Source organism: Archangium violaceum (assembly GCF_016859125.1).
GTDB lineage: Bacteria > Myxococcota > Myxococcia > Myxococcales > Myxococcaceae > Archangium > Archangium violaceum_A.
In genome coordinates this window covers 4,826,265-4,850,827 of the sequence record NZ_CP069338.1, presented here as the reverse complement: position 1 = coordinate 4,850,827, position 24,563 = coordinate 4,826,265, and the positions used below count along the sequence as shown (strand labels likewise).

General features: G+C 68.2%; 16 protein-coding genes. 6 read left to right on the top strand and 10 right to left on the bottom strand.

Annotated elements, in window-relative coordinates:
- Nucleotides 1-92: 92 nt before the first annotated feature.
- Nucleotides 93-1,025, bottom strand: a complete 933-nt coding sequence (locus tag JQX13_RS20805) for an autotransporter outer membrane beta-barrel domain-containing protein (RefSeq protein ID WP_203410689.1) — start codon at nucleotides 1,023-1,025, stop codon at nucleotides 93-95.
- 539 nt (nucleotides 1,026-1,564) lie between these two features.
- Between JQX13_RS20805 and JQX13_RS20800 the strand changes: the two genes are divergently transcribed.
- Genes JQX13_RS20800 through JQX13_RS20790 form a run of 3 tightly spaced genes read left to right on the top strand, consistent with a single transcriptional unit; the run spans nucleotide 1,565 to nucleotide 10,599 of the window.
- Nucleotides 1,565-3,088, top strand: coding sequence for an SDR family oxidoreductase (locus JQX13_RS20800; protein ID WP_203410688.1), 1,524 nt, complete (start codon nucleotides 1,565-1,567; stop codon nucleotides 3,086-3,088).
- Between the two features lie 23 nt (nucleotides 3,089-3,111).
- The gene (locus JQX13_RS20795) at nucleotides 3,112-9,483 is read left to right on the top strand and encodes a type I polyketide synthase (RefSeq protein ID WP_203410687.1); all 6,372 of its coding nucleotides are present in this window, start codon (nucleotides 3,112-3,114) and stop codon (nucleotides 9,481-9,483) included.
- A 24-nt stretch (nucleotides 9,484-9,507) separates the two neighbouring features.
- Nucleotides 9,508-10,599 (top strand): fatty acid desaturase family protein, encoded by a 1,092-nt coding sequence (locus JQX13_RS20790; protein WP_203410686.1) that lies wholly within the window; start codon nucleotides 9,508-9,510, stop codon nucleotides 10,597-10,599.
- Here JQX13_RS20790 and JQX13_RS55960 read toward each other — a convergent pair.
- The 3 genes from JQX13_RS55960 to JQX13_RS20780 form a co-directional block, all read right to left on the bottom strand.
- A complete protein-coding gene (locus tag JQX13_RS55960; protein ID WP_343211116.1) occupies nucleotides 10,596-11,105 on the bottom strand; it encodes an NAD(P)/FAD-dependent oxidoreductase in 510 nt (169 codons plus the stop codon). The genes JQX13_RS20790 and JQX13_RS55960 overlap by 4 nt on opposite strands.
- Before the next feature lie 29 nt (nucleotides 11,106-11,134).
- A complete protein-coding gene (locus JQX13_RS55955; RefSeq protein WP_343211115.1) occupies nucleotides 11,135-12,022 on the bottom strand; it encodes an FAD-dependent oxidoreductase in 888 nt (295 codons plus the stop codon).
- 112 nt (nucleotides 12,023-12,134) lie between these two features.
- A complete protein-coding gene (locus JQX13_RS20780; protein WP_203410685.1) occupies nucleotides 12,135-13,001 on the bottom strand; it encodes a LysR family transcriptional regulator in 867 nt (288 codons plus the stop codon).
- A gap of 71 nt (nucleotides 13,002-13,072) precedes the next feature.
- Between JQX13_RS20780 and JQX13_RS20775 the strand changes: the two genes are divergently transcribed.
- The 3 genes from JQX13_RS20775 (at nucleotide 13,073) to JQX13_RS20765 (ending at nucleotide 16,399) form a co-directional block, all read left to right on the top strand.
- A complete protein-coding gene (locus tag JQX13_RS20775; RefSeq protein ID WP_239014966.1) occupies nucleotides 13,073-13,918 on the top strand; it encodes a nuclear transport factor 2 family protein in 846 nt (281 codons plus the stop codon).
- Nucleotides 13,919-14,116: 198 nt separating this feature from the next.
- Entirely contained in the window at nucleotides 14,117-14,833 is a 717-nt protein-coding gene (locus JQX13_RS20770; protein WP_203410683.1) for a hypothetical protein, read from the top strand.
- 216 nt (nucleotides 14,834-15,049) lie between these two features.
- Entirely contained in the window at nucleotides 15,050-16,399 is a 1,350-nt protein-coding gene (locus JQX13_RS20765; protein ID WP_203410682.1) for a lipase/acyltransferase domain-containing protein, read from the top strand.
- Here the strand turns inward: JQX13_RS20765 and JQX13_RS20760 are convergent.
- The 6 genes from JQX13_RS20760 to JQX13_RS54295 form a co-directional block, all read right to left on the bottom strand.
- Nucleotides 16,355-18,208, bottom strand: a complete 1,854-nt coding sequence (locus JQX13_RS20760; RefSeq protein WP_203410681.1) for a serine/threonine protein kinase — start codon at nucleotides 18,206-18,208, stop codon at nucleotides 16,355-16,357. The two genes, JQX13_RS20765 and JQX13_RS20760, sit on opposite strands and share 45 nt — an antisense overlap.
- An 11-nt stretch (nucleotides 18,209-18,219) precedes the next feature.
- Entirely contained in the window at nucleotides 18,220-19,089 is an 870-nt protein-coding gene (locus tag JQX13_RS20755; RefSeq protein WP_239014964.1) for a DUF2381 family protein, read from the bottom strand.
- A 184-nt stretch (nucleotides 19,090-19,273) separates the two neighbouring features.
- The gene (locus JQX13_RS20750) at nucleotides 19,274-20,386 is read right to left on the bottom strand and encodes a HEAT repeat domain-containing protein (RefSeq protein ID WP_203410680.1); all 1,113 of its coding nucleotides are present in this window, start codon (nucleotides 20,384-20,386) and stop codon (nucleotides 19,274-19,276) included.
- Nucleotides 20,387-20,729: 343 nt separating this feature from the next.
- Complete coding sequence (locus tag JQX13_RS20745; protein WP_203410679.1) at nucleotides 20,730-21,536, bottom strand: hypothetical protein; 807 nt, start codon at nucleotides 21,534-21,536, stop codon at nucleotides 20,730-20,732.
- Nucleotides 21,537-21,622: 86 nt separating this feature from the next.
- Nucleotides 21,623-22,366 carry a hypothetical protein gene (locus tag JQX13_RS20740; RefSeq protein WP_203410678.1) on the bottom strand — a complete coding sequence of 248 codons (744 nt, stop codon included), beginning with the start codon at nucleotides 22,364-22,366 and terminating at the stop codon, nucleotides 21,623-21,625.
- A 344-nt stretch (nucleotides 22,367-22,710) separates the two neighbouring features.
- Nucleotides 22,711-24,519, bottom strand: a complete 1,809-nt coding sequence (locus JQX13_RS54295) for a hypothetical protein (RefSeq protein ID WP_239014962.1) — start codon at nucleotides 24,517-24,519, stop codon at nucleotides 22,711-22,713.
- Nucleotides 24,520-24,563 lie beyond the last annotated feature (44 nt).

Genomic DNA, 24,563 nt, shown 5'->3' with positions numbered 1-24,563 from the left:
GCAATCACTCCCGCATCAAGCTTGGATGCAAATGTCATGAATGCCTCCGCACAATCGTCATTGGTCTTCTCACTCCAAGACCCGCCTTGGGCTCAGGGGAACAGGCCCACGCCCACCGAGAACAGAACTGACTGCGACCTGTACCGATCTCCACCGATGAAGAAGCGCTCGTAGGCCACGTCGGCAAAGACAAACATGCGGGAATTCAACTGCACGTCCGCCCCGAGGGCCCCTCGTCCGCTCACACCTCCGAGAAAGGTGTATACCCCTTGCGCGTCCTTCTCTCGGAAGAAAGCCGTGGCGCCCAACCTCGCATAGGGCCGCACCCACCCCAGCGTGAGCGGATGGAATTGCCCCTCCGCCCTGAGTCCCGGTGAGGGCTGTACCAGCAGCGTCAGCGCGCCCCCCAGCTTCTCGCGGGTGTACCCGAGGCTCACCGCGGGAGTGATGGGCAAGATGGTGGAGCCGGACTCGGGCGCATCCTCCTCATCCTCGCCGCGCGCCCCCAAGAGCATACTGACCTCGAGCACATCCACCTCGACGCGTAGTCCCACGCTCATTCCATACCGCCGCGGTGGGGGGCCAGACACCCCTGGCGCCACAGGAGCAACAGGTCTCACATCCAACTCCTGCGCCAGGAGCTCCTTGTCCGCGGGCAGCCCGAGCGTGCTGCGGGCCTGCTCGAAGAGCTTGCGCAAGCGCCTGGAGCCCTGCACGGGCAACTGCGCTTCCTTGTTCAGCGCCAGGGCCTCCTTGAAGGACTCCAGCGCATTTCCCTGGGCCAGCTCCGCCTGCAGCACGCCCTGCATGAGCTTGAGCCAGAGTACCTCCTGGGTCCCATTGGACTTCCACTCCAAGGCCTTCTCCAGCTTGGACTGGGCCTCCTCGTACCTGGCCTTCTTGTAGAGCGTGGCGACCGCGGAGATGTAGGGGTTCTTCGTTGTCGGCACCACGACCTTCGACGACTCCTCCGCGTGTGCGACGGGTACCGCCAGGTACGTGAGCGCTCCCACCACCGCTGACAAGGCGCGTGCTCGCGGCAGCGAGGGATACCCATGCAAGGACTGCCAAACCGCTGCCCACAGCCACAATGCACTTCGCGAGAGGAAATTCATGGATCGGCTCTCAAAAAGAGTTCAAGCCAAAAACCGTCAGCGCCCTTCGGCTCCCGCGGGTGGGAGTGGAGGGTCATCGCACCCGTTCTCCAGGGAGAGCCTGCTGGCATCCCGTGAAGGGCCACGCTGCCACGTGAACCGCACAGTCACCGTGACGCGCCTCACACACGGGCGGTGAGCTGCATCACTGCTCACCACCCAGGCCACTCGAAGCTGTAGGCCCTCCCACTCCGTTCTCACCGGGAGCTGGTGGGAGTTGATCGAGGTGGAGGCGGCCTGCCGCTCAGGCGGACGAGCGTCTGGCCTCCGGAGAGCATCTCCCACTCGGGTTCGGGTGGGGACCGCGTTCACACGAAAGCAGGCGATGTCAGACCCCTGGTGCAAATCAGAACGGCCTCACCCACGAAGTCCCTTCATCACCGCGCAGGCTCGAAAAGCGAGGGGTCGGAATGTCGTCACTTCCAATACAGCAGGGCGCCGATGCGGCGACGAACGTCCTGGAACAGGTCCGCCGTTGCGCCGCATCCGTCACCCGGTACCCCCTGGACATCCTCACGGCGGACGCACAGCTCGAGGACGAGCTCGGTATCGATTCAGTGAAGCTCGCCGAGATCGCCGCTGTGGTCGGACGCGAGTTCAAGCTCCCTCCCGAGCGTCTTCCCCGAGGCGGGAAGGCCCGAACGCTCGGCGCGATCGCGGACGTGGTGACCCAGTTGCTCGCGGGCTCGACCCAGACACAGGCACTTGCCCCCAGCGCCATGCCGGCACCTGACGCCTCTCCGGTTCCCACCGCATGGGTGGCACCAGGCTCACCACCCTCGCTCGCGACGCCGCCGAGCCCGCGGGCCGTAACGGACCTCGAGGAACGTGTGCGCGCCGTGTTCGCGCGGGTGACCCGCTACCCCGAGGAGCTCCTGACCCTGGAGGCGGATCTGGAGGACGAGCTGGGAATCGACTCCGTGAAGCAGGCCGAGGTACTGGCCGTGCTCACCAAGGAGCTCGGCCTGGCCAAAGGCCCGACTCCGTCCCGGCGACTGCGAACCATCGCCGCCATCTGCGAAGCCGCCCGTGCACCGCAGGGCACACCCACCGTGTCAGCGGCCCCCTCGCGCGAGACGAGCGCGCCCGTGCTTCCCTCCCCGTCCCCGGTCTCACCGCAACCCGCCCTGCCCTTCGCGGGGAAGATCGCGCTCGTGACGGGCTCCGGGAAGGGCATCGGCAAGGTCATCGCCACCCGCCTCGCCAGGGCTGGCGCGACCGTGCTGGTGAACTCGTTCCACTCCCGGGATGAAGGGGAGAAGACCACGCAGGAGATCCTCGCCGCCGGTGGGAAGGCGATCCACCTATGGGGCTCCGTCGCCCAGGAGGAGCACCTGGAGCGGATGTTTTCCACCATCGCGGAGCGGTTCGGGGGCCTCGACTTCCTGGTGTGCAATGCGTCCAACGGCCTCATCGGACCTTTCTCCCGAATTACCCCGCGCGATTGGGACAAGGCGTTCCGCACCTGCATCACCGGCACCTACGAGTGCGCGATGCGTGCGCGGCCGCTCATGGCCAGGCGCGGCGGCGGCAGCATCGTGACGATGTCCACCTCCATGTCCCAGCGGTACATGCACGACCTGGGATGCCAGGGCGTGGTGAAGGCGGGTGTCGAATCACTCACGCGTTACCTCGCCGCGGAGCTGGCTCCCGAGGGGATCCGCACCAACTGCGTGTCCGCGGGGCCGGTGCATGGAGAGCTGCTCGGGATGTTCCCCGACGCGGCCGGACGCATCGCGCGCTGGGAGGCAGCCACGCCTGGCGGGCGGCTGTGCACCGCCGAGGACGTGGCCGACGTGACCGAGCTCCTGCTGGGGCAGAAGACCCAGCGCGTGAACGGGGCCATCTGGGTGGTGGACGCCGGGCTTTCCGGGACCGTGGATGGGTTGTTGCCAATCCCAAGCAACCGGGCGCACCTCGCCCGCGAGTCGTGAACATCCCACCGGAGCGACCTGCCATGGGCTTCTTCGCCGTCCCGTATGACATTCATTTCGATGACACGATGGCGTACGGGAGCCATCACTTCCTCACCAACTTCAAGTTCCAGTGCGCGGGTCGCGAGCACCTGCTCTTCAGCCCGCACTTCTTCGAGGTGCCGGAGTTCCGGCGCGACTTCGAGCAGGTGCTCCTGCTCACCTACGAGGGCTACACGCGCAACCTGGCTCCCGCCGTCCTGGGCGACCGGCTCGTGGTGCTGACGTCAATCGAGGAGCGGGGCGAGGTTTCGTTGCGCTTCTGCTTCCGGACCCTGAAGAGCGATGGCACACCGGTGGCCTGCGGGTATCAGACCATCCTGTGCGCCGACAAGGCACAGGGCACCCTCCGCGCGTTTCCCGAGTCCTTCCAGCGCTGCCTCGAGGCGATGACGCGCATCCACGAGCCCGAGGCCCCTCAGAGCTTCCGGGACCGCGTGTTGCGAGGGGGCGCCGCCGTCAACGAGCTGTTCCCGGAGACGCTCCGGCAGCTGGCGAGGGCCCTCCTGGCGGACCCGGCCTCGCTCGGCGCCTCCCGGTTGGTGGACACCACGCCGGTGCCCACGAGCGAGCCCCGGCTGCCGCCCGGCTCCACGGCCTTCCTCTTCGCCGGGCAGGGCTCGTTCGACCCCGAGCTCTTCGTCCAGCTGAAGGCGCTGCTTCCGGAGTTGCGTGATGAGCTCGCGACCGTCGCCGACGCGTGCCGCTCGCTCGGGCTCGACGTGACGCCACTGCTCGAGGCCCACGACGCCGCCGCCGTGGGACGCGCGCTCGCGCAGGCTCCGCAGCTCGACCAGCTCGGCATCTTCCTGTCCGGCGTGCTCGGAGCCCGATGGCTGCGGCAGCAGGGCGTGCGTCCGGACGTGTTCGTGGGGCACAGCTTCGGGGAGATCGCCGCCATGACCGCCGCCGGAGCGCTCGACCTGCGCACCGGAGCCGAGGTGGTCTGCCGGCGCATCCAGGCGCTCCGGACGGTACCGGATGATGCCGGGACCCTCGCGGCTGTTGCCCTCGGTGAGGCGGAGACCGCGCGGGCCATCGCGGACTGCGGCGCCCGAGGCCTGGAGATCGCTGGCCGCAACCATTCCCGCCAGACCGTGGTCGCTGGCGCACGCGCGGAGCTCGAGCAACTCCGCGCGCTCCTGGAGAGCCGTGGGCAGGGGTTTACCTTCGTCCCCAGCCGCTACCCCTTCCACCACGGGTGCATGGCACCGGCCGCGAAGGCCTTTCGCTCCATGCTCGACGGAATGCCCGTGCGCCCGCCGCAGGCCCCCATCTACTCGCCCATCGAACGGCGCGTCTATACGGGCGGGCACGACGAATTGGCGGATGCGCTCGCCTCCCACCTGGTGCATCCCTTCGATTTCCTCGGCGCGGTGGAGACGTTGGCACGTGCGGGCTGTACCCGCTTCGTGGACTGCGGGACGGACGGGCGGCTGGCGCGCATCGTCCAGCGAATCCATCCTTCCGACTCCTCCATCGAGGTGACCGTCATCGGAAGCACGCTCCCGGCGGAACCTCCGACCGGCGTTTCCCCTCCCACGGCCGACGCGCCGACGGAGATCGCCGTGGTATCCCTCGGGTGCATTCTACCTGGCGGCGCCAGGGATCCGGAGACGTACTGGCAGAACATCCGGCAGGGCATCAGCGGCATCGTCGACCAGGGCTTGCTCCACCCCGAGCTGGTCACGGATTTCGCGGGCCCCTCGGGCACACCGGATCGCACCTATACCCTGCTCACGGGGCTCGTACCTGACACGGACCTGGTCCCACCACCCGGGCTCGACCCGGCCCGCTTCCAACACTACGTCCGGGAGCAGAAGTTGCTGGCGATCGCGCTCGCGCAAGCCATGTCCGGCCTGCGGGCTGCGGCCGCGCGCCCGCCGGAGCGTATCCAGTGTCTGCTCGGCTCCACGGCGGATGGGTCCGCCGAGTACGACGCCGCACTGTGCCTGGAAGCCGGGGAAGCCCTCCTGCGCGCGCGGGGAGAGAACGGACCTGAAACCGACTCTCTCGCTCGCGCGGCGAGGACGGCCCTCGGGCTCGAGGCCCGGTCCGCCGAGCTGGCTCCGCACCCCACCCTCCAGGCGGTGGTGACGGACGTGGTCGGACGCGGCGTCCCCACGATGCTGCTCGACGCGGCCTGTGCATCCTCCCTCTACGCCATCGCGCTGGGAATGAAGGCACTCGAGCTCGGTGAGACCGATCTCGTCCTGGCGGGAGGAGTCTTCTCTCCTGGCCCCGGCAACAGCTGCCTCTTCTCCCAGTTCAAGGGGCTCTCCGCCACCGGCAGCCGCCCCTTCGACGAGCGAGCGGATGGCGTCATCTTCGGGGAGGGCGCGGGCGTGGTCGGCCTGATGCGCCTGTCGGACGCGGTCGCGTCCGGCCTCCGGGTCCACGCACTCATCCGCGGCGCGGGTCTCTCCAGCGACGGACGGAGCAGCTCGGCGAATGTCCCGCGCTCGGATGGGCAGGTGGCCGCGATGGAGGCGTGCTACGCGAGGGCCCACGTCGAGCCCTCCTCCGTCCAGTACATCGAGGCGCACGGGACGGCCACGCCGGCCGGGGATGCCACCGAGCTCAAGTCGATCGCGCGGGTCTTCGGCGGCAAGCGGAGCGGCATTCAGCTCTCCAGCGTCAAGGCATTGATCGGCCATGTCGGCTGGGCCGCGGGCGCCGCCTCGGTCATCAAGCTGTGCAAGGCGCTCGAACACCGGCTCTTCCCGCGACAGTCCAACTTCGACCGGCCCGGCGCCGAGCTGCGCGCGCTCGGCTCGGACTTCGAGGTGTGCACGCGCGAGCAGCCCTGGCCGGAGAACGGAGAGCATCCCCGCCGTGCCGCCACGAGCGGCTTCGGCTTTGGAGGCACCAATGCACACCTGGTGCTCGAGGAGTACCGCGGCGGCCCGCCCACGGCTCCCCCCAAGCGCCCTCCCACCACGGAGACCGGGCTCGTGGTGGTGGCCGCGGAGGGGCTGTTCCCGGATGTACGGGGTGTTCCCGTAGCGGGCGTGCCGGTCGAGGTGGGAGCACGCTTCGACACCGGCGCCATCCGACTGCCATCGTCGGTGCGACTCCTGCCGGACATCGCCGAGGACATGGATCCGACCCAGAGCCTCGGACTCATCGTCGCGAGCTCACTCGTCCAGAAGCTCGGTGCCTTCGACACGCTGCGCCCGGCCACCGCCATCGTCCTCGGACTCGAGGGGAAGACCCGTCGCGGCGTGGAGGCCACCCAACGCGTGCTGGCCTCCTCCACGAGGCGCCGGATCCGCGAGCTCGTCCAGCGCGCTCCGGAGCTCGCCCCGGTCCTGCCACTCGCGGACCGTCTCCACGAGGCGGTGACTGGCGCCCTGCGTCCATCCGGCCCCTACACACTCCAGGGAATGATGCCCAACGTCACGCCGGGACGCATCGCGGGTGCGCTCGACGTCAAGGGCCCCAATTTCGTGATCGACGCTGGAGCCACCTCGCTGGCCGGGGCGCTCCAGGCCTCGCGCGGGCTGCTGGAGAGCGGGTTCGAGCTGGTGCTCGTGGGCAGCACGCACGTCCTCCGGCCCGGGGAAGGCCTGGGCTCGTCCCAGCCGGCCGAGGGTGTGGCGATGCTGGCGGTCACCACGGCCGCGAAGGCCGAAGCGCTGGGCTTGAAGCCGCTGTGCCATGTCAGGATGTCCGTCGACGCTCGGACGAGCACCGGGCCCTGCCTCGAGCTTCCGCCACACTCGGCCGGTGAGAGCCTGGAGTTCCTCCGGTCGGTGATGGCCGCCGCGGAGGGACGTGCGACCACGCTGCGATTCCACCCGGACGCCGCGACCGGCACCCGGCTCGAGCTCCAACTCCTGCCCACGGAGACCGTCCGGCCCACCGCCACCCCGACCGAGGCGCCGCTCGCGGCGTCCACCACCCCAGCGCCGTCCGGAGGCTTCGATCATGCGGCGCCCATCCGGTACCACGCACCGGTGCTCGTCGAGCGCCTCGCCCGGCCGACCCGGCCGTCGCACCTGCGAGGCCGGCGCGTGCTGTTCATCGCGCAGGATGAGGCATTGGCTCGCGAGCTCGCGGCCCAGGCGGACGCGCTGTGCGGACCCGAGCACCTCATCCTCTGCGCGGGGACTTCCGGGGCCATGGGGCGGCTCCGCTCCATCGACCTCACACGTGAGGAGACCGCCGAGGCTGGCCTCGACGCGCTCGGATTCGAACCGCAGGTCATCCTCGCGGTCTGCCGGCTCGACTCCGGGGCAGGCGAGTCCGAGGTGATCTCCAACACGGCCCTGCACCATGAGGCGCTGGAGTTGCTCTTCCTCGCGGCGCGGCGTGCCTATGAGCGTCTGACCGCTGGAGAGGTCGAGCTGGCGAGTCTGTGCATTGGCGGGGTAGGCACGCGCGGGACCCTGCACCCCGTGAGCGGGTTGTTCGCGGGCATGCTCAAGTCCATCGGACGCGAGGTCCCGGCCCGAAACGTTCGAGCGATCTCCACCTCTCCGCTCCCGCTCCTGGCGGCGCTCGAGCTCGTCGCCACCGAGCTCGGATCCGAGGAGGACGGAGAGCCCTCGGTCGAGATCTGCTTCGATGGAGCACGGCGCTGCGTTCGTCGCCTCCGCCCGACAGAGGTCACGGCGAACCCCGGGCCCACGCTCGACACGCGTTCGGTGGTCCTGCTCACGGGCGGTGGCCGCGGCGTCACCGCGGTCCTCGCCGGAGCGCTCCTGAAGCGGTACGGGTGCAGGGTCGTGCTCATCGGCCGGAGCGATCCGGGAGAGGCCCCCGAACGCGTGCTCCAGGCGCGCGACGAGGAGCTTCCTCAGGTGGAGCGGGAGTTCTACGCCTCCGAGCTGGCCAGCAACCGCACCGCGCGGATGCCCGAGCTGCGCAAGCGCTTCGAGCGCTACCTGGCTACGCGAGAGCTGCGGGCCACGCTCGAGGGACTCGCGCGGCTCCCCGGGCAGATGGTCTATCGGGTCGCGGACGTGACCCGACCCGAGGAGGTGGAGCGGGTGATTCAGGAGATCGCCCGCGAGCACGGGCGCCTGGACCTGGTGGTGCACGGTGCCGGCACCCAGACCTCCAAGAAGCTGAACCGCCGGCGTCTCGCCGAGCTACGCACCAACCTGGACACCAAACTGCTCGGATTGCGCAACCTCCGCGAGGCCTGCGCGAGCAGCTTCGCGCGACCGGTGCCGTTCCACGTCCTCACCTCCGCCTTCAGCTTCATCGGCAATGACGGACAGGCGGACTACGGGGCGGCCAACGAGGCGCTGGATCGACTCTGCGCCTGGGTCAGCGAGGCCAGCCAGGAGGTCCGCTGGTGCAGCGTGGGGTGGTTGGCCTGGGACGGTATCGGAATGACGCGCGGCTCGGAGTACCGCGTGCTCGGGGCCAGCCGTCAGCTGCGTGGAATCCGCGCCGAGGAGGGCGAAGCGCTCTTCCTCCAGCTCGTCGAGGGCCGGCCGCGCGAGCCGATCAACGTGCAGCTCACCGAGAACGAGCGTGCCTACTACGGGCTGGAGTTGCTGCCCGCCGGGCCCGTGCGGCGTGAGCTCGTGGTCGACGCGACGAGCGTCCCCTGCCTCGAGGACCACCTCGTCCGCGGCACGCCCACGCTGCCCGGGGCATGGGCCTTGGATCTGATGCTGCAAGCCGCGCTCGGCGAGGGACGGCCAGAGCTGCGCACCGTCACCATCGAGGACGTCCAGTTCTCGCGTTTCATCCGCGTCAAGCCAGGGGGACGGCAGCAGCTGCGAGCCGAATGCACCCAACTGGCCGACGAGCCCGGCCGCCATTGCGTGCGGGTCAAGCTGACCGGCGACATCATCCACGCATCGGGCGTGGTGCTCGAGCGAGACCTCGTCTACGCCGAGGCCCGCTTCACGTTGACCGCGGAGCCCCCCCGGGCCACGCCGCAGCTCGAGGCGGCCACGCCTTCGGGGAGCGGCCTGGCCGTCCACGATCCCCATTGTGCCGCCGGGGGCCCCATCGAACTGCGGAAGATGTTCGACTGTCTGGAGGAGATCCGGCTCGAGCGGACGGCCCGCTTCGCGCGGCTCGACCTCCCGACGGCGCCTCGGCAGGCGGGGAGCACCGTCCCCGCGCTCGTGCTGGACGCGGCCTTGCGGCTGAGCGCGATGCACGTGGATGGGGTGTCGAGCGCCGTGTTCGCGCCCATCAGATTCCGGCGAGCAACGTTCGACCGGGGCCTGGTGGATGGGAAGGACGGCGCGCCGCACCGCCTCGCCCTGAAGGCCCTCGCCCCGCGCTTGGAAGGAGACATCCTCCAGTGCGGCAGCGTCGCGGCGCTCGACGGAGCGGGGCGCCTTCGGATGTTGCTCGAGGGTGGCATCGCCCGGCCCATGAACTGAGACACCACCAGATCGGATGAACACATGAGCTCCTCCACTTCCTCCGCGACCCGCATCCCGGTCGATGACTACCGGCGGCTCCGCGCCGAGCTGCGCAGCGCGATGCCTCCGGAAGCCTTCAAGCCTCAGCCCCTGCGCGGGGTCCTCGCATTCGCGCACGTGCCCGTGATGATCGCCCTGGTGTGGGCGGTGGGGAGCGGGCGGCTGCCCTGGTGGGCGTGCCTCCTCATCTCGTTCGTGCTCGGGCAGATGCTCGTCACCGTTGGCTTCGTCGCCCATGAAGCGCTGCACCACGCCGTGTTCCGCAGCAAGGTGCTCGAGGAGCTCATCGGCTGGATCGGCTTCAGCCCGTGGCTGGTGACCCCTGGCAACTGGCGCGCCTGGCACGTCCAGGCGCATCACAGCGCGGCGAACATCCATGTTCGGGATCCGGACATCCTCCCGCGCCAGCAGGAGTGGCGCACCCAGTGGTTCGCCAAGGTGTTCCACGCGATATCACCGGGTTCGCGCTCCTGGCTCAGCTACATCAGCTTCAGCCTGTTCTTCACCGCCCAGGGCCAGGCCTTCTTGTGGCATCACAGCAACCAGCCCCAGCTCCAGCATGTGCGCATGCATCGCGCCCGGGAGCGGATCCTCACGGTACTCCTCGCGCTCGGCTGGGGCACGCTGGGCTGGGTCCTGGGGCCACGGGGCGCGTTCTACGCGCTCATCCTCCCCCATGTCTTCAGCAACATCACGCTGATGATCTACATCGCCACCAACCACTGGCTCCTGCCGGCGTCCCAGGACACCGACAACCCCTTCGTGAACACGGCCAGTGTGGAGACCCACCCGGTGATGGATTGGATCCACCTCAACTTCAGCTACCACCAGGAGCACCACATCTTCCCGGCGATGAGCCCGAAGTTCGCGCCGCTCCTGCGCAAGCACCTGCGCGCGATCAACCCCGAGGCATCCATCGTCTATCCGCACCTCCACGCCCTGCGGACGCTGTTCTGGCGCCCGGCGCTCTATTCGGATGATGGACACTCCCGCGTGGGCCCCGACGGCACTCCCTCGGTGACCCACGCGGACCTTCGTCGGAGGCTCGAGGCCCCGGCCCGGCCCACGCCTTAGGAAGTCGGCGGCCGCGCCTCCGGGGGAGGAGGCAGGGTGTCCGTGTTCGCCCGCTCCCGGAGCGGAACGAAGAGCGCCTTGGCCCCGTGCGTCAGCACCGCCAGGGCCACGGAGGGTTGGAGGACGGCACCCAGCCCGGACTGGAGATGAAGGACGCAGTGGAACTGCCGGTGGACGACGGCGTCTCGCGAGCTCCGCTCCAGCATCCGCCGGATGTACCAGTGCAGGAGGCCCATGCCGGGCCCGCGCTTGCCGGTGGCCCGGGGGTATTGCAGATCCATGAGGGTGCTCATGAACCACGGCAGGCGGATGACCTCGGGCAGCCGCTTCCGGAAGCGCTGGGCCAGTCCCTCGAGATTCCCGGGCGAGCGCCGGGCCTGCTCGCGGAGGCACTCGTGGAGCAGTTCCGCGCCCAGGCCCGCCACGGACATGCCCTGGCCGAAGAGGGGGTTGAAGGCACACACGGCGTCGCCGAGGAGCACCAGGCCCTCCGGGAAGCGCGCCATGTGTTCGTAGTGCCTCCAGCGGGAGTCCTTCACCTTGTGCGTGGTGATCGGTCCCAGCGGCTTCGCGTCCCGCAGGTAGGCATGGAGCTCCGGCCGGGGCAGTGAGCGGGCGAACTCGAGGAAGCCCTCGGGCTCCGTGGGGGCGTGGTCTCCGAAGTAGCCGTTGAGGGTGACGAGCCACCGCCCCCCTCCACGTTCGAGATGAAGCCCGCGCGCCAGGTGGACGGCGGACAAGGGTATTGCATGAGCGCGCTCCACTCCCCCTGGAAGCTCGCGGGGCGCGCGTAGAGGCGAGAGGTGTAGGCGAGATCGACTCCCACCTGCTCCTCCTCGGGACGGCCATAGCCGAGCGCCTCGAGCCACTGAGGCGCTCGCGAACCTCGGCCGCTGGCGTCCACGACCAGAGCGGCCTCCAACGGCTCTTCTCCCGAAGGCCCCTTCAGCTGGACTCCCGTGATGCGCTGCCGGGCCGGGTCCGTGAGCAGCCTCTCGGCGGAGCACCCTTCTCGCAGCTCGACGTTGGGCAGCGCCAGCACGCGGCGCAGCACGTTCCACTCCAGGAAGGTGCGGGTGCATAGCAGCAAGGGAATGCCGCTGGTGTAACGCGCCTTCCAGACGTCGAAGTGGTGCCAGGCGAGGTCCCCACTCGAGTCGATGAGCTCGGCGCCCTGCTCTCGCAGGTCCTGGAAGAGGCCGGGGAAGAACCCGTCCAGGAGCCGCCGGCCCGTGTCCAGCAAGACGTGGATGTGCGGACCCTGAGGGACTCCTTTTCGAGGCTGGGGCCCTTCCGGCCGATGGTCCCGCTCCAGGAGGATGACCTTCTCGAAATGGTCCGCGAGCACCCGCGCGCTCAAAAGCCCCGCCATGCTGCTGCCGATGACCACGGCCCTTCCGAATCCGCGTCCAGGGGTTTCCAAGTTCCAAGCCTCCGAGGTTTCATGTCGTGATGCCGCTGGTTGAAGGGGCCCACCTTCTCCAGAGCGTCTGACATGTCCTCGCTCAGCTTTGGGGCAGCCCGCCCGGCACGCGTCACGTCGTGCCGCCCCCGGGCCCGCGCAGGCGGCCGAGCAACTCCACGACGGCCGGACGCACGGGCGCGTGGGCCCGTTGCACCACGTAGACCGTGTTCGTCAGGGCGGCCTTGCCCCAACCCACCACCCGCAGGGCTCGTCCCTGGGTAATGCAGAAGTCGGGGACAACGGCGACGCCCTGCCCGCGCGCCACCAGTTCCAGCACCTCCTCCAGCTCCTCGAAATGCGCGGTGCTATACCAACGCGGATGGCGCCTGCCGAAGTGATGGCCGAGCCAACGGCCCACCACGTAGTCGCCCTCGTCGTAGGTCACGAGCGGCACGTCCTGGAAGTCCGCCTGGACACGCAGCCGGCGGGCCCAGGCCGGCCCCGCGACGAGCACCAACTTCTCCTCGTAGACCGGCTCCAGTACGAGGCCCGGGTGCACCGTGGCCCTGAAGGAGAAGCCCACATCCACCTGCCCCTCGAGCACCTGGCGGAAGACGCCCTCGGCTGACGGGTAGCGCAGCGTCAGCGCCCGCCGCAGCCGCTCCGACTCGAGCACCCGAGGAAAGAGCACGTAGCGGCCAAAGCCAGACACCGCCGCGATCTCCAGCGGCCGGCCCTCCTCATCTCCCTGCAGCACGGCCTGCAAATCACGGGCGAAGCCTCCGAGGAACCGGAAGAGCCGAGCCGCCACGGGCGTGGGGACGAGACGCGCCGAGCGGCGCTCGAATAGCGGCGCGCCGAGCGCCTCCTCCAGGCGGCGCAGCTGATAGCTCACCGTGGGCTGGGTGCGATGCAGGCGCGCCGAGGCCGCTGTGATGCTGCGCGCCTCGTAGACGGTCACGAAGGTACGCAGGAAGGGGAGCTCCGGGAAGTCCATCGAACCTTTCTATGGCTTCCGCCTGGAACTATCAAATGGTGTCCGGTCGGGTCCGGGCGCATGTTCCCGCCATGCCCAGGTCACTCCTCGTGCTGGCGACCCTCGCATTGCTCTCGGCCTGCACGCACACCCGCCCCATGTCCTCCTTCGCCCCGCCCCCTCGTCAGAACCTCACGCCCGAGGAAGCCGTGCGGACGTACTTCCGCGCGTCCGACACGAGCTCCAGCCGTCTGCTGCGCTCGGCCTTCCATCCCGGTACCGTCATGCATTGGGTGGAGGGCAGCGGAGAGCTGCGGACGCGCACACAGCTGGAGTGGTGGCAAGTGCTGGACGCGAAGGCGAACCACCCGGAGCCCGCGACCGAGCGCCGGATGACGGTGCTCGACCGTGAGGGCCCGTTCGCCCTGGTGGAGGCTGTCTCTCATTGGCCCGGCCACACGTTCGATGATCTGCTGCTCGTGGTGGACTCGCCCGCGGGCTGGCGCATCGTGGGCAAGGTGTTCCAGCGGCTCGAGCCCGGTGAGCGCGCGACCGGGTCCCCCTCCGCGCAGGAGGAGATTCGCGCGGTGCTCGCCGGAAAGATCGAGGCGCACGCCGCCTACAGCCCCGCACTGTTGCACCAGACGCACACCCCCAACTGCCTCTACTACCGCGTGCACGTCGAGGGGGTGCCCTTCTCGTGGGTGACCCTCTCCGAGGCGGCGGCCCGCTACGCGGAGAAACAGGACGCGGGAGTCCAGGACCGCGCGAGCCCGTGGCGCATTCTGCAGGTGGAGGTCCGTGGAAGCGTGGCGGCCGCCAGGCTGGACGTCGTGTTCGAGGGAGTGCGCTACATCGACCACCTGCTGCTCGTGCACACCGGGGGACAGTGGAGGATTGCCGCGGCGGCCTGGGGCAACCCACGGCCTGTTCCCTGAAGCACGCCAGCTGGAGTTGTCCGCGTGCCTTCGCGGTAGACTGCCGCCAAGGGAAGGCCGCGCTTGAAACCACTCATCTCCTGGCTCCATCTGTCGGACCTCCACTGAAGAACCCCGATGCCGTCCAGAACCGGCCGCCCGAGGTGCCCAACCGGTGGGGGACGCGTGATATCGGCTAGAGTCCAGCGGGAGGGACACATGCGACGGTGGATGCTGGTGGTGCTGGGACTCGCGCAGACCGGGTGCTTCGCGTGGGTCACGCCCCCGATCGAGGCGCGGATGGGATTCGGCCCGGCGTGGGATGGGCGCACGCGCTCGGTACGACCCGTCCCGAACTACCAGGCCACCATTCCCGTCTCGGGCTGGAGATTGAGGGCTCCACAGTCGGGCCCCGCGTGGGACGCGCAGGCGGGTTACCTCTTGCAACCCCTACACGATGAGCGGGTGGTGCATGGCCCCACGCTCGAGCTGGGCGTCCTGTTTCCCGTGGAGCAGACGGACCCGAAGCCCGGCAGCATCAAGCCCGACCGTGGATGCCTCGGCCCGAGCAACTGGAACGTCGTCTTCCGCCGTTACGGCCTGCATGGGCAGGTACGCGGCCTGTTCGGGGATGGAGCGGGAGTGGAGGCCGCCGCCCGTTTCTCGCTGGAGTGGGCCCGCTACGTGAACGGAGAGACGGGCACGGAGCCCAAGAGCCTCATGCGGAGCGGCGCCTTCTGGGCCGGCTATCAGGCGACGGGCGTTTTCATCGAGGCCAGCACGGGCTTCCAGGGGACTCAGCCCCGGTGGGGAGTCACCGCGGGGCTCTCGTTCCGCGTCCCGGCCAGCCTCGGGTTCGGGCTGCCGAATACCGACCGGCTTCGCGAGCTCGATTGGGTGAAGAAGGTGAACGCCCGGCACAAAAAGGAGCGCTGAACCAGCGCTCAGGGTGTCAGACGACTCGTAGGAGCAGGTGCGAAGACCCCGGCGCACACCCCGGCGGCGCCAGTGAGTCAACGTAGTTGTCGCGAGAAGATGACGCCAAGATTGTGGATTTGTCGATACCGCATCGTACTGGCGCGCGGTTTACGGGAGGACTCGCACACTTCATCCTGCCGAGTCCCCGTTCCGAAAAATCCGCCGGAGAAGCCCATGAAGAACGCGCCGATGCGCCTTGGTGGTGTCCTCGCGTTGTTCACCTTTTTGTGGAGCAGCACCGTTCTCGCCACGACCGGCGGCGGGAACACGAGTCCACCGCACACTCCAGTCGTCCTGTTCCCAGCCTTCCATTTCACTCGCCTCCTGGTGAAGGTGGTGAACCAGACCGCCTTCCCGGAGTGCCCCCGTTACGGAACTTTCGAGGACTGGTTCCTCAACGATTCTCCCAGCAGCACCTTCAGCCAGGTCTGTCAGGACAAGCTTCTTACCCTGGTCTACAAGCCCCATGCCGACAGGCCCATGGCGAAGCGCTTCACCAACCAGCGGGGCGTCAAGGTCAAGCTCCTGCACTTCGGCAAGACAGCGAGCGCGCCGTTCTACGAACCCCTGTACCAATTCCTGGAAGCGGCCGGTTACACGCGGGACGTGAACATCCGCGTCGCCGGCTATGACTCCCGCCTGACTCCGGATATGGATGGCTTCCTCGAGCGCACCATCGAGCTGATCGAGGAGGTCTACCGCGAGAACGGGAACACCCCCGTGCACCTGGTGGGTCACTCCAACGGGCCGCTCTATGCCCAGTACCTGCTGACCCACACCAGCCAGGCCTGGAAGAACCGGTACATCCACGGATTCACCCCGATCGCTGGCAACTGGCCGGGACAGGGCCTGCTGTATCCCGTGTACTTCACGGGGCTCAACACCCGCGACTTCACCTTCCCGGTGGATGCGGCGAACGCGGCCAGCAGTGCCGCCATGTACCAGAGCCACCCCTCCAGTTACATGAGCTCCGCCGATCCAGCGGTCTTTGGCGATGCGGAGATCGTGCTGGCTACTATTGATGGGGGCAGGAGCTACACGCCGGCGGACAACCTGCGGATCTTCGAGGACGCGGGCCTCCCCCTCGCGAGGCACCTGGCGGCCTACTACACCGGCTTCGTCGAGTTCGCCGATCCGGCCTTCTTCCCCAACGTCGATGTCTATGCGGAGAAGGGCTCGGGGTTCGAGACGGTGGTGGGCATGGAACTGCAGGACCTGAGCGTCGGGCAGCTCGTCACGGACACCACGGTCTTCTTCACCCGTCCGGACGGGGATCTCAATCAGGAGGACATCACCAACGACTCGATTGCCGTCTGGCAGAACATGCCCTGCTTCCGGTTCGAGCTGACGGACAACCCCGGAGTGGATCACTTCGCGCTGCCCGGCAACGAAGCGGTGCTCCAGCGCCTGCTGGTCAACCTCCAACGGCCGAAATCGGTCTGCCCTTGCCCTTGGCCGCGCAGGGTGTCAGACGACTTTTCAGGGCCAGCGCCAGACGGCAGCCACCGGGAGTTCCCTCGGTAGCCGAACAGCACCAGGCTTGGAGCCGGGCAGCTTGCGCCAGCGGCCCTCGGGTCCGCCGAGAACGATGCACACTGGCAGCTTGCGGCCGTCCGGTAGCAGGGCCTCGGTGTAGCGCCCCAGGACAGCCTCCTCACCATCCTGATTCTGGATGCCGGGGCTCGTCCAGAGCCTCCCGTACAAAATGGTGCCACCGGGCAGTTCTGGAGGGGACCAGTCGCGCTGCACCACGAGACCAACGATGGGCCCGTCGCGGTAGGTCCCATCCTCGGTCGGCTCCCCAGGCTGGTTGATATCCACGACGGCCTGAAGCTCCATGCCCTCGTTGAGCTTCAGCACCTCGAACATGTTGCGACTGGCCTCATCGGAACAGGCCTCGGACTCCGGCCGTACCTGGGCGGCGGGACAGCCCAGGCCGGTGGCGGTGCACAGCCACACGGCGAGGAATTTGAGGCTCGAGCTGCCGCGGGTGGGAGCCGAGTCCTGGGGCGAGGTGGAGGTGGGCACGGGCGCGCTTCCTTTCTCGATGGCGACGGAGGCGGTGGGCTCCGCCATGAGGGGCGACCGGAGTGTGGATCGCACCAGCCATGAGGCAAGGAAGAGGACCGAAAGGAGAAGCACCCCCACCGCGACCAGGTGCCACGTCCGCCACGTGCGTCGTTCCCTGGGCGGCGGCACCTCTTGGGGGGCCTTCTCCTGTGGCTCGGCATCCCCGAGAGGTGGAGCCTCCTCCTTCTTGGATGCCTCCTCCTGCTGCGGTTGGGAATCCTCCGGAAGTGGAGCCTCTTCCGCCTTGGGCGCCTCCTGCTGCCGACGGGCCAGCCACGCCTCCTTCTCCTCGACCGCGGCCTCCACCGGGGCTTCCGCGGTGGACGCAATGAGCGGCACCTTCCAGGCAGGAGCGGTGCGCTCCTTGCCCGCCATCCACAGGGCCTGCAGCAGCGCCTGGGTGTCGGGGTAGCGTGCCTCGGGCTGCTTCTCCAGCAGCTTCATGGCGATGTCACCAAGGGAGCGCGGTGCCCGTGGATTGACGAGGTGGGGTGCCATCGGCGGCACGGTGGCGATGGCTGTCGTCAGCGCCTCGTCCGACAGGTGGGGGTCGAAGGGATGCCTGTCCGTGAGGCCCTGGTAGAGCAGGATGCCCAGGGCGTAGAGGTCCGCCGGCACGCCGCCCCGGAAGGGAATCCCCTTCGTCCACACGTTGCTGCGGGTGTACTCGAGGAGCTCGGGTGGCAGCAGGTGGAACACGCCTGGCGGGACGCCCAGGGTCTGCGCGAAGGTGCCCGGCATGCGCACGTTGCCAAAATCGATGAGAAAGACGCGCGCATCCTCCCGGCGGATGAGGAGGTTCTCTGCCTTCAAGTCGCGGTGATACGCACCGTGCTCATGCAGCGAGCCGACGGTGCGCACCACCTCGGAGAAGCAGTCCACCAGCCGCGCGACGTTGGGGTTCGTCCTCCAACGCCACACGTGCCAGTCGTCTCCTTCCACCAGGTCGGTAACGATGAAAGGGTAACCGTTGCCAGGGTGGGGCCAGCAGTCCACCGCATGCACACGCACCAGGTTGGGGTGGGGCGCGCACGTGAGAAGAGCGCCTGCCTCGCGTGCCATCCGCGTGGCGGATTCCTCTGTCCCCGGCACCTCTTCCTCGGGCGACACGGGCCGCAGCGACACCTTCATCGAGTAGAAAAGGCCCGCGCGCTCCACCTTGAGGACACGAGCCGAGCCGCCGACGCCCAGCCTTCCCACAACCCGCCAGGCGCCCACCCTATCGCCGGACTGGAGATGGTCCGGGTGAAGAACTTCCGTCATGGGCTGGCCTCCTAGAATTCGACTTCGGTCATGGGAAGGAGCCGCCCGCCCTCGGCGTCCACAAGCTCCAGTTGGAAGAGTCTTTCGGTGGAAACAGGTGGCTCCACCAGCACCGCTACCAGAGCGGACTCCCCTGCTTCGAGTTGCGGCTTCTCCATGTGCACCGACAGCACCTTCACCGAGGTGCCCTTCGTGCTGGTGAGCCGGGCCGTACCGGGCGCCCAGGCCGACTGTCCAGGGAGGTTGCGGACGCGGAAAACCACCATGCCCCAGTGCGTGGCCCGGTAGCCAATGCCCTTCCCCGGCACGAGGCCGCTCTTGTGGCCGGGGGCCGCCTTCCCCCAGAAGGGCCTGGCCCGGACGTTCTTCGAGTCCAGCAGCCCCGAGAACGCGAGGTTGGGAAGCCCGCTCCGCGCGCACTGGGCCTTCAGGGCGACGAGCTCGGCCTCCACGTGGGCCAGCCTTGCTTCCAACGCCTCGACGGTGCGTGGGCGGCGAACGACCTCCAGCTCCTTGTCCACCCACGTGGGGTGGGAGACGAGCGCGAGGGTGGCGTAGGCCGGACTGCCGGCCTCCTTGTAGCGCACCCGCACGCCCAGCTTCTCCCCGGGGCCCGGTTCAACAGCGACCTCGAGGGCGAGGGTGTACTCACCCGGGTCCACCAGCTTGAAGCGCGTCGCCCGTCCCTCCACCTCCAAAGAGGCCTTGTCGATGGGGGCGTTGAAGCGCAGCCAGGTGGTGACCTTGGCCGCCACCCGCACCTCGGGCACCGGGTCGTTGGGCCCGCTGGGGACGACGACTTGCCGCTGCTGCTGCTCGCGAGCCGGGAGCTGGGGCTGCTGTGCTGCCGCTGTCGACCCCGTCAGGAGGAGAGCGAGCAATAACCACTGTAGACGTCGCGCCAGAGCGGAATACCTCCGAAGTCCACCCTAGCAGATGTCGTCCCCAGGACGACCAGCACCGAACGCGAATGGCTTCGAGCTACAGCGTCCCGGATCCGTATTGGCTCGACGCCGCATCGCTGCCGGAGCACGTGGACATCTTCCGGCTGGCCGACGTCTCGGCTCACTTCCGGGCCGCCTCCCCTGCTCCGGCCCTGGAGAGTGACTCCGCGACCCAACCCCTCCACGCCTGAGGGTCCTCGCCCAGATCACGTCCCGCCAGGGCTCGCAACGCAAGCAGGGCCCCTTCCCGGTCCGTCCGCTGCCGCATGGCCACCATCTCCAGCAGCACCGGCCCAGCGTCCTTCAGGGCCGCGAGCCGCAGGCTGGAGTCCTTCTCCACCACGGCTCCGAGCAGGACCGAGCCCTTGTTCCGGTCCGTCAGGGACGGGCCATGCAACGCGCGCAGCACCGGCGCGAGCGGTACCAGCGCCTTCGAGGCCCCGCGCTGCGTCTGCCAGAGGACCCGCATCGCGTTGTTGCGCACCGCGCTACTCGGATCCCGCAGCGCAGGCAGCAGCGCCTCCACGACCTCTTCGCGCGTGCGTCCGTAGGCCAGCAGGAAGGGCACCAGCGAGCGGCGGTGCTCATCCTTCTCCGTGCGCAGCACCTTCACCAGCGCCTCGAAGTGCGCGGGCACGCCGGTGATGAACCGCACCTCCAGGGACGCGAGCGTCGGGTGGCCGAACCCGGCTCCACAGTGGAAGGCACGGCAGGGGCCATCCCCCACCGGCATCACTCCCGCGAGGTACAGCTTTCCGGCCTGTTCCTCATAGGCGGCCCAGGCGGCAACCAGTCCATCCGGGTCCTCCGGTGTCCCGTCTGGTTTGGGCGCGAAGTCGAGGCGCCACTCGTCCCCGACGTCCACGAGGCTCACCATCACCTCCACGGTGTGCGTGTCCTCGTAGTTGGTGATGCCAACGCGGACCTGCGCGAAGGCAAAGCGCGACAACAGGCGATCCTTGCCCTGCTTCGCCTCACGGAGCAGCTCGCCTCCGGACAGGTCCACGTCCCGGCCCTCCGGGACACCGAAGACGGCAAGCACCTCCTCGCGCGAGTAGCGACGTGAGCCGAAGACCTCGACGCTCACCAGCCGGTAGCGCGAGGGCGCGGGCGCCTCCGTGGGTTTCGCGGCGGGAGCAGCCGCCGGAGCCTCGGGCGAGGGCGCCATGAGGTGAGGGGACGGGGCACAACCCGCGAGCAACGCCCATGCAACCCACCGGAAATTGGAGCGCATGGCCCGATTCCACCACAACCACCGTGACACCAAAACCCCACCCAGGTGACTGGCACTCCTCGCCCCGGCCCCAGGTGTCCGGCCCCAGGTGTCAGACGACTCGTAGGAGACGAGGTACCGAAACGAGTCCTTTGACACATTCCCAGGGCACGTCGAGGGGGTGCCCTTCTCGTGGGTGACCCTCTCCGAGGCGGCGGCCCGCTACGCGGAGAAACAGGACGCGGGGGTGCAGGACCGCGCGAGCCCTTGGCGCATTCTGCAGGTGGAGGTCCGTGGAAGCGTGGCGGCCGCCAGGCCCGACGTCGTGTTCGAGGGCGTGCGCTACATCGACCACCTTAGGATGCTAATGCCGCCCCAACGCCCTGTCCCAGTCAGCCAACTGCATGGTCACCGTGTATTTGTAGGCGCTGGAGAAATCCTCGAAGTCTTTCGGGGGAAGCGCGGCGAGGCGCTCGCGCAGGAAGCCCGGGTCGCTGAGCTTCTCGCGGTGCTTGAACTCGGTGTCCACCTCGACCAGGACAGGAATCACCCGGAGCACGGCCTCCATGCAATCCTCTCGGGTAGCGCGAGACATGCGCTCCACCGTCAGGGCCATGTGCTCGCGCACCGAGGCGGGCCCCCTGGGGCACCACGCCTCCAGCGTCTTGCGGTAGATGTAGTCCATGAGGCCGTCGATTGTGTGGTGGGTGTCGGGCACCCTGTACGCATAGCGCGGGCCTTGGAGCACATCCCAGAAGCGCAGCAGCGCGGCGAACCGCCTGGCCATGCGCTCCGCGCTCCGCGGCGGGGGAGGAGACACGGCATGGTAGAGAGCGCCCCATGGGGTGCTCAGGCAGAAGGACTCGAAGGCGTCCCTCATGCGCTGGTGCTCCTCCTCCGAGACGCCTTCATCCAAGCTCATGAAGACGTCGCCGAACATGTGAATCCGCCAGCTCGAGCGGCGGATGAATTCAAACTCGGCCGCCGAGTGCATCACCAGAGGCTCGCCGGGCGGCACCTGGAGCATCCGCCGGGGCTGGGTAAAGGCACCGGTCTTGAGGTACTCCCGGGCCCACCCCTGGCCCTTGGCCCTCACCTCGCGGCGGATGGCGCCGATAGGACCGTGGAGCATCGCGGGGAACTCAAGCACCGGGGACTGTGGCACGGTCATAACGCGGGCCCTACCACAGCGGTCACTTGCGCCTCAAGCGTCAGGACCCGCGCTCGCTCCGAGGGCGTCAGACGCCTGCCGCCCGCTCAGCGGCAGTCCACGGGCAGGTAGACCTGGCTCTGGAAGTCGCTGGGCAATTCGCCCCCTTCATAGGCAGCCCGGAGCGCCTGCTCGGCCACCTCACCGCGCTGCTCTCCTTCTTCCCTGGGCAACGCCTCTTCCTTCTGGGCCGCGCGCTCCTTCCAGGAAACGTTGGACTTCTTGCGCCGGTAGCTCCAGCGGTAGAGCGTCACTCCGGGCTCTGGCGTGCGCCAGGACAACTGCCAGAGTGCTCCCCCGTTCTCGAATTCGAGGAAGAGCGACCCCTCGAAGCCGGTGCCTCCCGCGAGCTTCTTGTCAGGCTCGACAGCCTCATTGAGCGCCGCCAGGTAGCGCCCCGCCTGCTCTCTCCCTTCCTTGCGCCCCTCCTCATTGTCCGGCTTGATCTCGAAGAGCACGAGGGCTCGGGTATCGGTGATGTCCGGGCGCAAGAGCCTCACGAGCTCCGAAAGACGCTTGGGATTGCCCAACTTCCCCTCCTCCACAATTCTGTAGAGGTTGACGGTGTCGAGGAAGACGGCGTTGGTGGGGTGCTGCACGCTGTATTGCCTGCCAATGGCGAAGTGTGCGGCCCGGCCAAGAAAAGCGCCCCAGGGCTCCGTGGAGTCCGGCTTGCGGCCCGGGAGCTTGGAGGAGGGAGGCTCCGCCTGGGCGCCAAGGGCCGCCACGAGCACCAGGAGAAAACCCGCCAGCCCCAAGGTGCTCCTCGTCCTGCTTCCACTGTTTTTCATGTCCGACTTGCTCCTCCCGGTGCGGTGTAAGGTCGGGGAGGGAATCATGAGGGGCTGATAGGCTCATGACGACCGTGGGCCTTGTCCGTCTTATACGCTGCCGTTCTGCCTCCGGATTTGGTCCAGATTTGGTCCGACAAGAACCGAGCTGGTCCCCCAAAACGATCCGAGCCTCATCTTCAGGAGTGGACTCGGCTCAGAGCGGCGGGTGACTCCGCATGGAGGCGGCGGGAGTCGAACCCGTGAACAAGGCGATAGAAAACCCTAAGCAGGACGCGCTGTTACCCGCTATCGCCTTGATTCTCCTTGGGTTCGTCATCCCACCCCATCCCGTTTCGTCCCGGTCAATTCCCCGCTGGAGGGGCACACTGGGGGCACATGCAGCCCAGCTGGGTGAAGCCACTCGCGAACGTGAGCGGCCAGAGTTCCCCGGTATCCCAGGGCTCGCGAGAAGCCCGTGGGAGGCTGACGGTAGCGTGTGCCCTGGCAAGGTGCGGCTGGGGAGGGGCTCGTGGAGGAGCGCGGGGGGGAGTACCGGCGAAGGCAGCCCGAGGGGACGGTGCTGTACGCGGCAGCGCGGGGCTTGAGGCAGCGGCCAGGAAGGAGTGGATGAAGGAGAGGACACCGCGAGTGGACCAGGCAGAGTTGCTCAGGAGGACGGACGTTCGACTTCGACGTGTTCGCCTGCGTGAGGTGTGGAGGCCGGCGGCGGGTCTTGGCGTACGTGATGGGGGCTTCCGGGGGGCGGGCCATTCTGGAGCACCTGGGCTTGCCCACGGCATGTGCGCGGTTGGCCCCGGCACGAGGGTCACCCCAGGCCGCGTGGTGTTGAGGCTCAAGACAGCCAACAGGCCCCTGCCACGCACCTGATAGGAGCGCGGCCTGGGCAGGCGTATACCCCAAGGGCGCTGCGCGGCCTGTCCACCGGCCGGGCGCATCGCTCGGGCGGCCCCGTCAGCGGCCCTCCTCGGCCCCTCTGCACCCTCTCTCCCCCTCAACAGGGCCCCCATCCCTCTTATGCGCCCCCGTTCGTGGAAGGGGACGACCTCGTAGCGCGCATTGAGGAGCGCTGAGGGAGGCGGATTGTCCGGCAATGTTTCGGTTCCTGGCACCAGAAGGTCGTTGACATCGGGCTCCACCTCCACGTCGAGCTGCTCGCGAAGGAACGCAATCAAGCACTCAGCCGAGGCCCGGGCGGCGAACTCCTTGAAATGGTCGTCGCGGCCATGGTTGGCGAAGTCCATCACTCCCTTCATCACCAGCGCATTGAGCTTCCAGTCTCTCTGGGCATGGGCCAGCGCACCGAGGGCTGCGGCCTCCATTTCCACGCCCAGCGTCTTGCGCATATGCTCGGAGATGAAGCTCCAGACAGCCTCGTCTTCGACGACCTGGTTACCGCTTCCCATCGGTGCGACGTGGACCTTGAAGGGAATCAGCTCCCCCGATGGAGAGGTGTCAGGCAGGCGGTTGCGGTGCTTGATGAGGATGCGACCGATTCGCTTCTGCCCCTTGTCGGTCAGGCTGAGCGTGCCATCCAGCATGTCCTTCTCCCACTGAGGGCAGTGCTCATCGCACTCGGGGAGTTCCGCCGGGTTCGCGATGCCCTCGTTCAGCTTCGCCAGGACCCAATTCTCTTGCCATTCGTAGGACACGGGGCGTGACTTCCACCACGCCTCGTTTCGGAAGCGCCCGGCGAAGTCGAAGTGCTCGAGCGCTACCTTCCAGTCTTCGCGGAGGTTGTACGTCTTGAGATCCTGCTGCACCTTGTCTGGGATCTTCTTGCCGGTGTCGTGGAAGAACAGCCTCTCTGCCACGATCACATCGCCCAGATTCGTTTTCTGGGGGCGGCCCGCGCACACGCCGCACATCGCCACGCACCGCGGGCCATGGCGCTGCACCAGGGGCAGCAATGCATTCGTCGCCGATACCGCCCCCATGTCCCCCGCCTGTGCCACCGCCACGCGCAGAGGCCGCCCTCCCTTGCCACGAAGCGTGCGGAACGCCACCGGAAGACCGTTAGGGCCTGTTTCCTCCTCCCAGTGACTGCCCTCCCAGGCGCCAGCCTCCACCTGAAGTGCCGCTTGGTACTCCAGCGTGATCGCGGTCAGGATCACCACGCGGACCTTGCGTGCACCGTTCTCGGTAGTGGACATGTGCAGAGCGAACCGTGACCGCACGTCCCGGCAAGCCACTATGC